13 protein-coding genes and 1 pseudogene are annotated in these 14,464 nt (G+C 38.5%); 4 read left to right on the forward strand and 10 right to left on the reverse strand.

Annotated elements, in window-relative coordinates; translation table 11 throughout:
- The first annotated feature begins 345 nt into the window (after nucleotides 1-345).
- Nucleotides 346-2,247 carry a sigma 54-interacting transcriptional regulator gene (locus Ga0466249_RS08095; RefSeq protein WP_215828947.1) on the forward strand — a complete coding sequence of 634 codons (1,902 nt, stop codon included), beginning with the start codon at nucleotides 346-348 and terminating at the stop codon, nucleotides 2,245-2,247.
- A 69-nt stretch (nucleotides 2,248-2,316) separates the two neighbouring features.
- On the opposite strand, the gene Ga0466249_RS08100 is transcribed toward Ga0466249_RS08095, so the two are convergent.
- The 3 genes from Ga0466249_RS08100 to Ga0466249_RS08110 all read right to left on the reverse strand — a co-directional run bounded on the left by Ga0466249_RS08100 (nucleotide 2,317) and on the right by Ga0466249_RS08110 (nucleotide 5,036).
- The gene (locus Ga0466249_RS08100; protein ID WP_215828948.1) at nucleotides 2,317-2,496 is read right to left on the reverse strand and encodes a hypothetical protein; all 180 of its coding nucleotides are present in this window, start codon (nucleotides 2,494-2,496) and stop codon (nucleotides 2,317-2,319) included.
- Nucleotides 2,497-2,607: 111 nt separating this feature from the next.
- Nucleotides 2,608-3,696, reverse strand: a complete 1,089-nt coding sequence (gene recA / locus Ga0466249_RS08105) for a recombinase RecA (RefSeq protein WP_215828949.1) — start codon at nucleotides 3,694-3,696, stop codon at nucleotides 2,608-2,610.
- A gap of 131 nt (nucleotides 3,697-3,827) precedes the next feature.
- Nucleotides 3,828-5,036, reverse strand: coding sequence for a multidrug efflux MFS transporter (locus Ga0466249_RS08110; RefSeq protein ID WP_215828950.1), 1,209 nt, complete (start codon nucleotides 5,034-5,036; stop codon nucleotides 3,828-3,830).
- A gap of 193 nt (nucleotides 5,037-5,229) precedes the next feature.
- Between Ga0466249_RS08110 and Ga0466249_RS08115 the strand changes: the two genes are divergently transcribed.
- A complete protein-coding gene (locus Ga0466249_RS08115) occupies nucleotides 5,230-5,655 on the forward strand; it encodes a hypothetical protein (RefSeq protein ID WP_215828951.1) in 426 nt (141 codons plus the stop codon).
- Nucleotides 5,656-5,671: 16 nt separating this feature from the next.
- On the opposite strand, the gene corA is transcribed toward Ga0466249_RS08115, so the two are convergent.
- Both corA and Ga0466249_RS08125 read right to left on the reverse strand, forming a co-directional pair.
- Nucleotides 5,672-6,736, reverse strand: coding sequence for a magnesium/cobalt transporter CorA (gene corA, locus Ga0466249_RS08120; protein ID WP_215828952.1), 1,065 nt, complete (start codon nucleotides 6,734-6,736; stop codon nucleotides 5,672-5,674).
- Between the two features lie 396 nt (nucleotides 6,737-7,132).
- A complete protein-coding gene (locus Ga0466249_RS08125; RefSeq protein ID WP_215828953.1) occupies nucleotides 7,133-7,330 on the reverse strand; it encodes a dodecin family protein in 198 nt (65 codons plus the stop codon).
- Nucleotides 7,331-7,894: 564 nt separating this feature from the next.
- Here Ga0466249_RS08125 and Ga0466249_RS08130 point away from each other — a divergent pair.
- Nucleotides 7,895-8,428 (forward strand): hypothetical protein, encoded by a 534-nt coding sequence (locus Ga0466249_RS08130; RefSeq protein ID WP_215828954.1) that lies wholly within the window; start codon nucleotides 7,895-7,897, stop codon nucleotides 8,426-8,428.
- A 559-nt stretch (nucleotides 8,429-8,987) separates the two neighbouring features.
- Here the strand turns inward: Ga0466249_RS08130 and uppP are convergent.
- Nucleotides 8,988-9,806, reverse strand: a complete 819-nt coding sequence (gene uppP, locus Ga0466249_RS08135; RefSeq protein WP_215828955.1) for an undecaprenyl-diphosphatase UppP — start codon at nucleotides 9,804-9,806, stop codon at nucleotides 8,988-8,990.
- Nucleotides 9,807-10,462: 656 nt separating this feature from the next.
- Nucleotides 10,463-11,638 (reverse strand): annotated as a pseudogene (locus Ga0466249_RS08140) (IS3 family transposase).
- Between the two features lie 343 nt (nucleotides 11,639-11,981).
- Here Ga0466249_RS08140 and Ga0466249_RS08145 point away from each other — a divergent pair.
- Nucleotides 11,982-12,953: a tripartite tricarboxylate transporter substrate binding protein gene (locus Ga0466249_RS08145; protein ID WP_246588571.1), complete on the forward strand. Its 972-nt coding sequence runs from the start codon at nucleotides 11,982-11,984 to the stop codon at nucleotides 12,951-12,953.
- Between the two features lie 49 nt (nucleotides 12,954-13,002).
- On the opposite strand, the gene Ga0466249_RS08150 is transcribed toward Ga0466249_RS08145, so the two are convergent.
- From Ga0466249_RS08150 to ku, 3 genes are all read right to left on the reverse strand, one after another.
- Nucleotides 13,003-13,155 (reverse strand): hypothetical protein, encoded by a 153-nt coding sequence (locus Ga0466249_RS08150; RefSeq protein WP_215828957.1) that lies wholly within the window; start codon nucleotides 13,153-13,155, stop codon nucleotides 13,003-13,005.
- 105 nt (nucleotides 13,156-13,260) lie between these two features.
- A complete protein-coding gene (locus Ga0466249_RS08155) occupies nucleotides 13,261-13,491 on the reverse strand; it encodes a hypothetical protein (RefSeq protein ID WP_215828958.1) in 231 nt (76 codons plus the stop codon).
- Nucleotides 13,492-13,610: 119 nt separating this feature from the next.
- A complete protein-coding gene (gene ku / locus Ga0466249_RS08160) occupies nucleotides 13,611-14,432 on the reverse strand; it encodes a non-homologous end joining protein Ku (protein WP_215828959.1) in 822 nt (273 codons plus the stop codon).
- Nucleotides 14,433-14,464: the final 32 nt, after the last annotated feature.

Raw genomic sequence — 14,464 nt, forward strand, 5'->3', positions numbered from 1 at the left:
TTAATTATAACAGATCCCCCGTATTTTTTCTAGCGACTAAACTCCCACATAATCAACCTATGGGGGCATTTTGCCATAAATTTCACTTTATATTACTATATCTAGTGTTTTTTAAGCTAAATGATCTTTTCTGACAATTTATAATAAATTACTTGACTTCACCGATTGAATTGTTCATTCTATAATAGAAGAAAACATTAGCCAAGCTACCTAAAAGGATTATGACAAATTTTTACAGATAACTACAATACTCACATATTTGACATACTATTCTTTAAAAGCAGCCAAAAGTTATGATATAATTTCAATAATAGGATTTCGCTCATGAAATGTTGGAGGGACACCATGTTAAGAGAAAAACGCAACAAAGAAAAATTAAAACTTTACTATGACAAATACATACAGCAAAATGAAGTTGATCCCAATGTACACCCCTGGATTGCTGCATCCTGGCAGGAAAGCCACTCTCTAAATATCGCCAATGATGACCCCGTGCAATTACCAAAACTGTCCAAGGATAAACTGGCTAATTTACAGCAAAAGCATACAAACGCCCTGAACTTTTTGACTGGCCTTTATCAGACGGTTCATGAGTTCTTCCATACGAATAACCTCAATCTCCTGTTACTTGATGAAAATTGTTATGCCTTAAAAAGCTATGCCATGCCATTTTTCCAAAAAACGCCTGGCGAAGTAGAAGGTTCACGCCTAGCTATTCAAGATATTGGTACGTCAAGCATTAGCATTGCTTATGAGCACCAAACTTCATTTCTCATGTTTGGACCTGAAATGTGGCGAAAAGATGCCCATAATAGCGATGCTTGCTCCGTGCCAATTATGATTAATGACGAACTACGTTACATTATTACGCTCATTTCAGTACAAGAAAACGGCGTTGATCCTGACATGCTCGTTACAATTCTGCTATCCATGAAATACGCCATGGAAACGCATTTAAAAACGCTGGAACGCCTCGAAGCCACACATACCATTTTAGATGCCGTTCCTTTGGCAGTTTATCATATCTTACCAGGGGGAACCGTTGCTTATACAAACACGCTCGGTCAAAACCGCCTGTCAGGGATATTACCCGAACATAGTAATGAAAAACCAAATTTAAACAATGTCGTACTAAACTATCGACACACGCCCATCAAAAAAGGCTTTTATGGTATTCCTTCGTATAATAAAGAAGTAACGTGGATTACACCACGTAAAACCTATGAAGATATTACGACAGTCGTTCCCATTTTTCGTGACGAAGAAGTATCAAGTGTCGTCGCCGTTTCACTGCCTATCGAGGATCTTCGTACACTAGTAGCCCATGCGGCCGGCTATATTTCACGTTACAGCTTATCAAGCATGGTAGGCGAATCAAGTTCCTTCTTATCGATGAAAGAAAAAGCTACACGCGCAGCCAAACATGACCACCATCTGCTGCTACAAGGCGAATCAGGAACAGGAAAACAACGACTCGCCCATGGTATCCATCAAGCCAGTCCACGTGCAGCTGGACCACTCATATCCGTCAAATGCGGTGATATGCCCCTCGAACTACTTGATGCCGAATTATTTGGTATTATAGATAGCCAAGCTGAAGCCCGTCCAGGAAAATTGGAGCTTGCCAATGGTGGTACGCTATTTCTAGATGAAGTTGAAAAATTGCCCATGCATCTAGCCAATCGCTTAGCAGAAGCTCTCGTATCAGGGCGATTGACTCGCGCCAACGACACGATTTTACGCAGCTTTGACGTCCGCATTATTGCAGCCTGTGACAGTGATCTCAAGAGATTAGCTGAGCGCGGGGTATTTTCTGATAAATTCTTTTCTCTAATAGCCAAATCCATGATTCGCGTGCCTTCCTTGCGATCACGCAGCGTCGATATCCCCATTATAACGAATCACATTATTACTGAACTCGCCGAACAACACCACTTGCCGATTAAATCTTTGGCACCCGATGGAATGCAAGTGTTAACGGACTATGATTGGCCAGGAAATATTAAACAGCTTCAAGGCGTTGTAGAACAAGCCTTTTTCCAAACAGCCGGTGATATTATTTTTGCTGAAAGTATTCTCATTCCTGGTCGAACCAATCTGGATAAAGCCTGGAAGGAAGACAAAGAAGTGTTCATGACTGCTTGGCGAGCTGCTGGTGGCAATATCTCTCGTCTCGCCAATATGCTTGATGTAAGCCGCGTTACCTTATACAGATACTTAAAAAAATATGGTCTTGAAAGACACTAACAAAATAAAAGGGGCTGTCCTGAAACTCTCATTTCAGAACAGCCCTTTAAAATATGAAAAATAGTCCAATTAATTATTTCCAATTAATAATTCTTCTGTTTCCTGACCACAGGCTTTACAAATAATTCGCATCTTCCCGGTCTTACTATCTGTCGAAAACTTAATTAAGGAAAACTGGAATTTATCCATATTATTTGACAAAATCTCTGTGTTACCACATGTACAACTAAGTCTTAAACTGCTGCTCATGTTTACCTCCAAATACCTGTAATGTAAAAGCTATTCTTTATGCTCAGAAGAAACTCCTGCAAAAAAAGCTACTTTAGTCCTATATAACAGATAATCATCGCTAAAATAATATTAACTTTCGATTGTATCACCTGTCTCACTGGTATCCTTACTAAAAACCTCTTCTGCTGCGACTGGAGAGTCCTCTTTGCTTAGAATCAAGCGTGCCCGAATTTGTTTCTCAATTTCATCAGCTAACGGCGGATTATCCTTAAGTGTCTGCTTAGCATTTTCGCGTCCCTGCCCCAAACGATTATCACCAAAGGAAAACCACGTACCACTTTTATTGACAATATCTAGCTCCACCCCTAAATCAACAATAATGCCTTCACGTGAAATACCTTGTCCATAAACGATATCGAACTCAGCAACTTTAAAAGGCGGAGCCACTTTATTTTTGGCAACTTTGACTTTTGTTCTACTTCCAATAATGTCATTGCCGTTTTTTATTGTTTCCCCTTTTCGAACATCTAATCGTACAGAAGCATAAAATTTTAAAGCTCGTCCTCCTGTCGTTACTTCAGGATTACCAAACATAACCCCCACTTTTTCCCGTATTTGATTAATAAAGAGAATCGTCGTACGGGATTTACTGACAATACCTGTCAACTTTCTAAGTGCCTGTGACATCAATCTGGCGTGAAGCCCCACATGGGAATCACCCATTTCGCCTTCAATCTCTGCCTTCGGAACAAGAGCAGCTACAGAATCTACAACAATCAGATCAACTGCCGAACTTCGTACAAGAGCATCTGCAATATCTAAGGCTTGTTCACCAAAATCGGGCTGAGAAATTAATAAATTATCAATATCTACCCCTAAATTGCGGGCATAAGTTGGATCAAGAGCATGTTCCGCATCAATAAAAGCAGCTATACCACCAAGCTTTTGCGCCTGAGCCACCATATGTAAAGCAACCGTGGTTTTACCGGAAGATTCAGGCCCATATATTTCAACACAGCGACCGCGGGGAATCCCACCAACACCCAGAGCGACATCGAGTGACAAGGCGCCCGTCGGAATGACTTCGATATTCATCTTAGCTGCAGCGTCACCTAATTTCATAATCGCGCCTTCGCCAAAATCTTTTCGAATCTTTTTCATCGCTGCTTCCACAGCGTTTTCCTTATTCGTAGCTTTATCAAGCGTTTTATCTGCCATGTTATCTCCTTCAAACAATTGTTTTATACTTTAACAATACCACCAAACAAACGTTCTGTAAAGAATTATTCGCAAACAAAAAGGCCGCTAACAAATAACTAGCAGCCAGGAGCCCCCACGTACAGATTTCATTAAGAAGTTTTCGAGCGTCTATAAACAAAATTTTCTTTATATATCATATGATAAACCCAATAGGCATTCATCAATAACAAGGCTCCAGTAAAGAAAAATACGTATTGAATGCCAAAAGCAGCAGCTAGTTGTCCGCCAAATATAGACCCAGCAAACATTCCTAAGAATTGCGCCGACTGATTATAACCAAAAATTCGACCAGTAATTACATCAGGCGTACTCCGTTTAATCAACGTATTAATTGAAGGCAATAAACCCGCCGTCGCCAGTCCCAGCAAAAAGCGCAATACCCCCAGTTGCCAAGCCGTCTGAACAAATGCTTGCGGAATAAATAGTAAGCCAGCAACAAAAAGTGCTGCGAGCAGCACTTTTTGCGGCCCAATTTTGTCGGATAATCTGCCTAATTTCGGAGCAGAAATGATGCTTGCTAATCCTGATGCAGCAAAAACTGCACCTGAAATAAGCGCAACATGCGTTGTTGTTAAAGATATCTGGGAGATATAAACGGTAATAATAGGTTGTATAGACATAAGCGCTAGCTGCATAATAAGAGTTGTAACAAATAAACAGATCGTGACTTTAGGCTTGGGAAGCTGCTGCCATACTTCATGACCGCTAAGCGTTTTTTCGTTGGCAATAACGGGTTTCTCCTCAATGAGAAGCCACACTGCAACAAATGCCACTAAACACAGCAACCCGATGGCAATAAAATCTCCTCGAAATCCAATGGTTTCAGCCAAATACCCACCAAACAGAGGGCCAAGCAATGCTCCCCCCACTTGCCCACTAAACAAAACACCCAACGCCCAACCAGCACGCTCCTTCGGTGTCTGTGTCGCAACAAGTGTAACAACAGCTGATTGAAAACCAGAAAGAGCGCCTTGCATAATGCGCAGCCCTAGCAGTTGATAAACATTCTGTGCAAATCCCATACACGTCATAATAATAGCAAGCCAGAGACTTGCACGTATCATCATTGGTTTTCGTCCGTACTTATCAGCGAATTTGCCCCAAATAGGTGAAAAAATGGCAAGACTAATAAAATTGCTACCGAAAATAAGTCCTGACCACTGTGCAACAGCAGCCGAATCATGGATTCCAAGATGCTCAATATAAAGCGGCAACATGGGTGCCATCTGACTCATCCCAGATGATACAATAAACACACTAAACCAACAAACTAATAAATTTTTATTCCAAGTTTCCATGAAGCACCTTCATATCCTATATTATAAACAGTAATTTTTATCGTAACTTTACTAATCATAACTCTAATAACTAAAAAAAGCTATATCTGATAATACCCATCTAAAAACAAACATTGAAGAACGCCGTTGAAGTTGCTAAAATTAAGAGATGAAAACAAGCAACTTATTTTCTGACTGATATGGAGGTACCAAAATGGGAATTATACTGGAATTGGTTATCCTGTTATTTTTAATCCTTATTACAATCTCGATTATCGGACTGCTCTGGTCATTTTTAAGAAAAAAGCCCAAACGGCGCTGGATGATGGGTCTAATACTTAATCTACTCTTTTTTATCGGCACAGCTGTATCTTATAATAATTATTTAGTATCACAAGAGCAAGAGGAAAGCCTGGCTCGCTATCAGGAACAACAGCAAACTGCCAAACTACAAGCTGAAAAAGCTACAGCATTTCAAAATTTTGCTACACAAAAATTAATGGAATTAGAACAAAATGTAACAGATAAAACAAACACTGAAAACCTAGAAAAAACACAAGGACAATTGAAAAAAGACATCGTGATTTTAAATGCTAAAATTGACTACTTAATAAAATACATTACAAGCTTTCTGAAATAATTAGTTGTACACAGCCTTACAACCATTTACGCGTCCGAAAAAATTGTAACATGGCTAGGAAGACAAACAACATAAGCAGCCATACGGCAGGATAGCCCCATTCCCACTCTAGTTCTGGCATGTATTTAAAATTCATGCCGTAAACTCCAACGATAAAAGTAAGTGGAATGAATATAGTCGAAATAACGGTTAACACTTTCATCACTTGATTCATACGATTGCTAATGCTTGAAAGGTAAATATCAAGCATACCCGAAATGATATCACGATATGTTTCAAGCGTATCAATGGCTTGGATGGTATGATCATAAACATCACGAATATAGAGCAGCGTCGTATCCTTCACAAGGGAAGATTCTCCTCGACTTAAAGAACCAATTGTTTCGCGTAATGGCCAAATGGCCTTCCGAAAAAACAGCATCTGCCGTTTCAGAAAATGAATTTCTCTCAATGCCTCCTGTCCAGGCTGTACCACTAAGTCTTCTTCTAACAATTCTATTTTTTCACCCAATGTTTCGAGAATGACGAAGTAATTGTCAACAATGATATCAACTAAGGCGTAGGCTAAATAATCCGCGCCTTGCCGTCTTATTCGGCTTTGTGAACTATTAATGCGATTGCGAATCGACTCAAACAATTCTCTTTCACTTTCTTGAAAAGAAATAACATAAGAAGCCCCGAAAAGTATACTGATTTGTTCACTCGTCAAAATATCCGTTTCTTTCTCTACCCAAAAGGCTTTTAGTACCACAAAAAGATAATCTCCATAATCTTCTATTTTAGGGCGCTGCGCTGTGTTCAAGATATCTTCCTGCACTAATGGGTGAATACCAAAAGATTGGCAGATTCCTTCAATTAGATCAATATTATGTAGCCCCTTAACGTGAATCCAAGTAATGGTGTCTGCTGAGTGAAAATGGGCAAGCTCTTCTACAGAATAAAGTTCCCTTTCCATTACTTGAGATAAATTGTAATCTATCACACCAATCTTGACTGCATCAATATATTTATGTCCAACATGAAGTAACGTTCCTGGCGGTAACCCCGACTTTCTGGCCATACTTACTCTTTTTTTTCGCATCTAAACAACTCCTCTATCAAAACACAAAAAAGCTTTTAAGCCGATAACTTATAACAGCCTATAAAAGCGGTGTGCAACATACTCTCGTTGCACACCAAGTGTAAAGCCAAAAATTATATCATCTTCATCCTGATAATATTCTGCAGGAGCATTATTTCAATTCCTGTATCTTCTTTATCTTGCGGATTGGTCGAGCTTGACAAGAGCCTCCCTATAATATGTTCGTCATATTATGTTATATTTCACCATTATCTTCCTAAAACCTTCATAAAAATATGTCAGAAATGCAATTCATCATATGGTTTGGCCCCAATATATCGATAATCCCTCACCTGGCATTGGTTGAGGGATTATCTTATTTGATATTAATATAACATTCGATCCGATACAATGCTACTAGTGGACACCAAAAGCAATATGAACATTAGCTTTATATTCAGTGATGGCTCCATTTTCAATGTTCGCAGTAAAATTGGCAACTTCAATCCCGGTTATTTCATCAATAGATCGATCGGCTTCGTGGACTGCATTATTAACCGCTTCTGTCCAATTACGGGGGGATGAACCTACGAGTTCAACAATTTTTGCAACCATAAATCAAACCTCCTTTAGTAATAGAATATTTTATTTTGATTAAATTCGAGCTTCTTTATACGCTATAAACGCCAATTTTTTGACTGAATATTATTTGACCTACGCTTTCAGTATCAATTGCCATTTCTAAATCTCTACCAGCTTAAACCCATCCTTGTTATGATAATCACCTCGTAAAAAAAGCCTCGAGGCTTCTGGTATTATATACATGTGTTATGTTTTTTCCAATGGTAACACTAATTTCAAGGAGGTGTTACCATGTCACATCATATGTACTCTATGTTAAACTCATTGATGAGCACTGGTAGGCGAAACTCTAATCGTAAGTCATGGGCGAAGATGGCTGTTACTGGTGCCTTAGTCTACTTCGGGTCAAAAATGCTTTTTGACATGATGGATGACAACGATTAAAGCCATTACCAATCACTTTCTAGGCTAGCACCTGACCTGTTCAGAGTGTTAGCCGCTCTTTTATACAGCCTTTAGCACTGATCTCTCTCCGTATACAATAAGAATGGTAAGCTAAAACTAAATTGATTAAATAGTGATTGGAAGTGACTCTTTGTGAGTAATGGCATTATTATGTGGTCAATGTTTTTCATTCCTTGGCTATCCCTCTTCTTCATGAAGAAAGAAGAAGTAAAACATTGGATGCCAGTTGCCATGTTTGCCGTAGTTCTGACTACAATAATTCATGACGTAGGTACTACTTTAGGATTTTGGGCTACTCGGGAATCAACATTTCCTTTTTATGAAATGATGCCTTACTATTATGGCTTCATGCCTGTTTTAACACTATGGGTTTTTAAGTTCACCTACGGACGATTTTGGGGGTATCTAATTACCAATACAATTCTGGACATAGGCTTTAACTTTTTTCTATTAAGCTACTTTTTACCTAGTATAGGTATATTTGATTTCAACATATCCCCAGTATTGTCATTGCCAATCACTTTAACACATGCAATAGTGATTTATGGCTATCAAATATGGCAGGATGACATTTTCTTAAGAGCCAAAAATATGATCAATAACAACCTACAACCCGCTGCAGCAAAACCACTTTCTAATCAGCTAGAGGCTGAGAAAAAAGACTAAAAACATTACCTGCGTTATATTCTTGCCGGATATATACTCTGGTTTTTCCATGCATAACAGAATTTCAAGACATACTCAAATGACGAAGCTCCTACTCAACTATTTGAATTGAGTAGGAGCCTTTTATTTACAACACGGTTATTTGGGATAGTCTAGCATCTTGCTAAGTACAAACGTTGATATTCCGTTCTATTTGGGCGGTCGTTCCCAACAAACGGGTACAGCAATACTAATTAACAGCTAAATGAGTCGTTATCTCCGCAACAAAAGAATAGGAGCAAAATAATAATGATGATAATACACCCACTACCTCCAAAACCGCGGCCACCGAAACCCATAACAGCACCTCCCAACTTAAAACAAAGATTTAGATGTTCGTACATTGTAGTCTATGCTATATAAATTCATGGGTTCCGCTCTATAAAATTTTAATCCCCTATCCCGGCACGGCCAAGATAGGGGATTTCGGTTTTAGGTTGCGGCGAAAAATCCCAACAAAAGCACAAAATAGCTGCAGGTACGTTTCCATTACCCGGGAACGCACTTTTTCTATAAATTCTCATGAACCTCTGACAAAGTAAACAACTACTATAAGTACTGCCAGTGCAAATCTATATACTGCAAATACGGCAAAACTATTTCTTTGGAGATATTTAAGTAAAACGCTTATGCAAATAAATCCTACTACTGCTGATGTGACTGTGCCCACCAAAAATAAGGGACTGGTAACATGATGAATAATTTCTGGAGTATGTTTTAACGCTGCACCTGCAATGATCGGTGTTGATAGCAAAAAGGAAAACTTAGCTGCCGCTTCTCTCGAAAATCCCAACAGACGACCTGTTGTCATGGTAATACCCGACCGCGAGACACCTGGAATCAGCGCGAGCGCCTGTGAAACACCAATAAACAAAGCCTGTTTGAAATTTATATTTTCATAGTTAATTCTTTGAAATGAATTCTTATCCACATAGTAAAGGATGACACCCATGATGGCGAGACCAGCAGCAATGATGAGAGGCTGAGAACGAATGAATTTGTCTATGGCTGACTCAAAGAGTAGTCCTACAACACCACCAGGAATTGTGGCTACAACCAGATACCAGAACATTTTCCCCTCTTTCGTTTTCAATCCTTTTGTTAAGCCATGTACAACAAGCTCTAACCAATCTTGAAAAAAGTAAATAAGGACTGCTAACAGCGTTCCCACATGCAATGCCACATCAAGAGCGATATCAATATTTCCGCCTACTTGAGCGATTACAGAATCCCAGCCAAAAAGCCAGCGCACAATGATTAAATGTGCTGAACTGGATATAGGTAAAAATTCACCCAACCCTTGCACAATTCCTAAAATGATTGCAATAAACCACAACATATATCATGCTCCTTTATACTGGTAATAATTTGACACTAGTGACACTAATTTCTAATTATGTTACCAATAATGTCACCATATTTACATAGCTAAAGGCTCCGCAAACCTGCGAAGCCTTAAATCCTCGGAGCCGATAATAGAATTCGAACCTACCCCCTCATTACGAAATAGCAGGACGCATTTGGTTGATCGGCTACAGTACTTAGTTCGCTGTACTTATTGATCTGGTAAAACTTAAAACAGCCTCAAAAAATAGTGTGAAACAAATACTCGTTGCACATCATTTGCACACCCATTATAACACCTGCTATAGAAATAAAAAAGCCCCACCTTAGCTGAATTGTGAACAGTATTTTCATACTTAGGCCAATTATTTTTCAATACCCCATACTTAACCCCTCCCGCATAATATTTTTGTCTTTGAGTATCCTAACACCGAGAGTTTACACCTCTCTTAATGGATAGCCAGGGGACCTAATATAGGCAAGGAATTGCCCTGGCTTTTCCATGTATAAAAGTCTATTTCCAAGGCATCATATAAGCGTAAGTATCTCTCCCAGTTACCAGGGCCAATTAGGTCCTGGCTTTTTCTATACTCAATTATAGGTTCGCTGCTTCACTGCCCACCACCATGCACAACGTTACCTCAGTAGTGGTCAAACATTTTTGTAACACTTGAGTCTACTTCTTTCACGTTTAAACCTTGCCTCAAATGGAGTCAGATTGTTGTTGTAAGAATGTGGTCTCACATGGTTAATACCAAATATATGCAAAATCATTGACAGCTTGATCGAGTTCCTCTTCTGAATGGTAGTAATGCAAATTGAGCTTTTCGTTTTTTAGTGTATTGTAATATATTTCCATTAGTGCATTATCATAGGGATACCCGGCTTTACTCATGCTTTGGGTAATTTTCATCGATTTGCAGAATGCAACAAATTCTTTTGAACTAAATTGCGCTCCCTGGTCGCTATGGAGTATAAGTTGCTGTTTGATAGCTGGCTGGGATTTTAATGCTTTTTTTACGGTTCGAATAGCAAGGTCACTGGTTATCTCTTTTCCATTTATACTGGCAACGATACTGCGGTCATAAAGGTCGATGATTGCGCAATTAAAGCGCGGGCTGCCATCTGTTAAAGATAGATACGTAAAATCGGTACACCATTTGCTGTTCTTTGATTCAGCGGTAAAATCTTGATTAAGAAGATTGGGAAATAGTTTATGGGCTTTACCTTTTACATATCCTAGCTTTTTTCGCCTTACAATTGATTTTAAGCCTAACTGCTTATTCATATACTTATGGACTGTGGTCTTGCTTAAATAGATGTTTTCTCGCGCTAAAAATACGCGCATTATGCGATGGCCTATCACACCATCCGTATCATGATACAGTTTTGTAATGACTTCAAAAATCCTTACTTTTTCACTGCGATCTTTATTTTCCTTACTTCTGAGGAAATTATAATAAGCGTTTGGGCTTAGCTCAAATTTTCTTAAAAGCCACCTAAGCCCAAATTCTTGGTGATATCTTTCAATAAATTGATAAACTCTTATTCGATTTCCTTCGCAAAGAATGCCGCCGCTTTTTTTAAGAAGCGATTTTCCTTTTCCATTTCTTCTAGCTGCTTTCTTAATTTTAGGTTCTCTTTCATATAATCATATTCTGTTTGGCTGCTTTCCGTTGTTTGGCATTCTTCGCGATATAGTTTAGTCCATTTTGATATAGCTGCTTTTGATGCGCCGTATTCATCAGCTAACCCTTTTAAGCTTCGTCCTTCTTCTAAATGAAGGCGAATGATTTTCTTCTTAAATTCTTCATCATATTGTTTCATTTTTATCCCTCTTTTTCTGATAGATTCATTTTAATCTAAATAAAAAACCGCCTCCCACAGCCATTACGGCCAGAGTAGACGCTTCACTATTTGACAACAGCATTCCACATCGCAGTACCACTTTTCATATATTTACCTTGCCTCCAACCATTTCGGAGGCTATTTTTTTTGTCGTAGGCAGAATTATTGTATAAATTTTCATTCATAACCATAAATACACAATATTGTATATTAATTTACATTTAATTGCAGGATTTTCCTGTTAAATGTAGTATATTGGAAATTATGAGATGATTTTATGCGAAAAATTTTTTCTATTTTATTTGTAATCCTTATTTCAATAATGATCGGAGGATATGCGAACGCGCAAGGTGAGACTGTCATTACACCTAAAGTAGAAAAATTTCCGAATAAACCCATTACTATAATTGTGCCTTTTGGAGTTGGTGGTGCATTGGATTTAGTAGCTCGACTAATAGAAACCGAATCTTTAAAACATATAAATCAACCCATGATCATTGTTAATAGACCAGGAGCATCTGGTTCCATTGGTTGGAATGAGCTGGTTGACGCAAACCCAGATGGTTATACTATTGGCATTTCAAGTTCTGAAATATTTTTAAACCCACTTTATAGTGTTACCAAATATAATTATCCAACTGCGTTAGATCCAATAGCTCAAATTGCAACCGCACCGCTTCTCATGGTGGTACGAGCTGACCAACCATGGCAAAATATTTCCGATCTTACTAATTACGCAATACAAAATCCAGGAAAACTCAAATTCAGTCATAGTGGAATTGGTACGCAAAATCATATTCTCGGCGAGGCCTTTTCTAAAATGAGTAATATTAAAATGAAGCAAGTACCCTTTCAAAGTGCATCAAAAGCAATGGCAGCCCTATTAGGTGGACATGTTCAAATTGCAATAGTTAATCCAGCTTCAGCCAATGAATATCTCAAAAGCGGAATGATTAAAGTCTTGGCAGTTGCAGGTGAAGAACGCATGACTGATCCACTTTTCGCAAATGTACCTACTTTTAAAGAACAAGGATTAAATCTTGTTTTTACTGGCCGATTTGGAATTGCAGCACCAAAAGATATTCCTACTGAAGTAAAAAATCAATTAGCTGAAAATTTAAAGGCAATCATTACTACTCCTGAATTCAAAAAAAATATCGAATCCATGGGCCTGCAATATAATTATTTAGGCGTTGAAGACTCAAAAAATAAATGGTTACTAGACAACAAAATGTTAACTGAGGCTGTATATGAAACTGGCATTATAGACCTAATCGACGCTGAAAGACAATAGATACTACTAAAAAAGCAAGGCCCATTCCGGCAATTAGCCAAAATGGGTCTTACTTATTGATGTCCAATATAATAGCCTGCTCTGGATGATCTATATAAAACTGTTTCTCTAACATTTCACCTTTTGATTGTTCTCCAGGATCATCAGAACCCAACAATGTTAATATTTCATTCCACTGTTTATCTAGTTCACTCAATGTCATTTTTTAAACCTCCGTATTAAGACAATTATTATTAAATTCTTTGACTGTTGAAACATTCCTGTAGCTAAAAAGTCCCGAATTAATTTTCAGAATTACCCTAACAATCTAGACTTCGATAAACCAGCGTCCTTCATCATCAAACAAATTAACCTGCTTACCACATATCCGACAAATATACCGCATTCCTAATCCGCCACCTTTTAATGAAGCCGCCTTTCGAACATCTAAAATACGATCAATAGAAAAACAGCGTCCCTCACTCCAAATCATTTCAAGTGGCCGAACTGTTCCATTCGTATCATGTTCTGCTGTAATTTTTACAAAAATCTTTCCCATCTTGCGTACTTCCTTTTTAGAACATATGTTTGTATTCTTAATTATAGAACATACGTTCAACGATATTCAAGTTGGAATAAATGGCAACAAAAATAAGGACCCCGTAACGAGGCCCTTATTTACGCTTCCTTCTTTAATTTTGATTTTTTCTTGGTTTTGGAATTACTCTCTTTAATGGCTTTCATACTAGCTTCGAGGGCAGACATAAGATCAAGGACTTTGCCATTATTCGTAGCGGCAGGTTGAGATTCGATTACTTCTCCTTCTGCTTTTTTCTCAATCATATCCAAAATCTGATAGTAATACTCGTTTTTATACTGCTCTGGCTCAAATTCCATCGTAAGTGTATCGACTAGCTGTTTGGCCATATTCACTTCTTTGGGGTTGAGCTCTATTTGCTCGGGCACCTCTTCGAATTCACCAACGCTAACAATTTCATCTGAAAATAGCATAACCGAAAGGCTCAATATGTTTTGGTACGGACGTAATGCAGCTAGGTACTCTTTATTTCGCAGAACAAATCGGGCTACGCCAACTTTTCCAGTATCATTCATAGCCGACAGTAGTAAAGTATACGCCTTAGCGGCGCCCTTATCAGGCATAAGATAGTATGTCTGTTCATAGTAAATCGGATCAATTTGTTCTAACTTTACAAAAGTGCCAATTTCAATGAGTCGGGAGGCTTTAGGAGCTAATGCTTCCATATCCTCATCTGTTACTACAACATACCGATCCGGTGATACTTCATAACCACGGGCTATATCCCCTTGCTGGACGTCCTTCTCGTCACTGGAGCAAACTTTCTTCAGCCGTATCCGGCAGCCGTCGCCTTTTCGTAGTTGATTAAAGCGGACAGTTTTTTTCTTGGTGGCATTATAGAGTCTAACCGGAACATTAACAAGTCCGAAACTAATCATTCCTGACCAAATGGGTCTTGGCATAATGTGCCTCCTTTGTAGACAACTTTTATTCT

It is taken from the genome of Pelorhabdus rhamnosifermentans (assembly GCF_018835585.1).
GTDB lineage: Bacteria > Bacillota > Negativicutes > UMGS1260 > UMGS1260 > Pelorhabdus > Pelorhabdus rhamnosifermentans.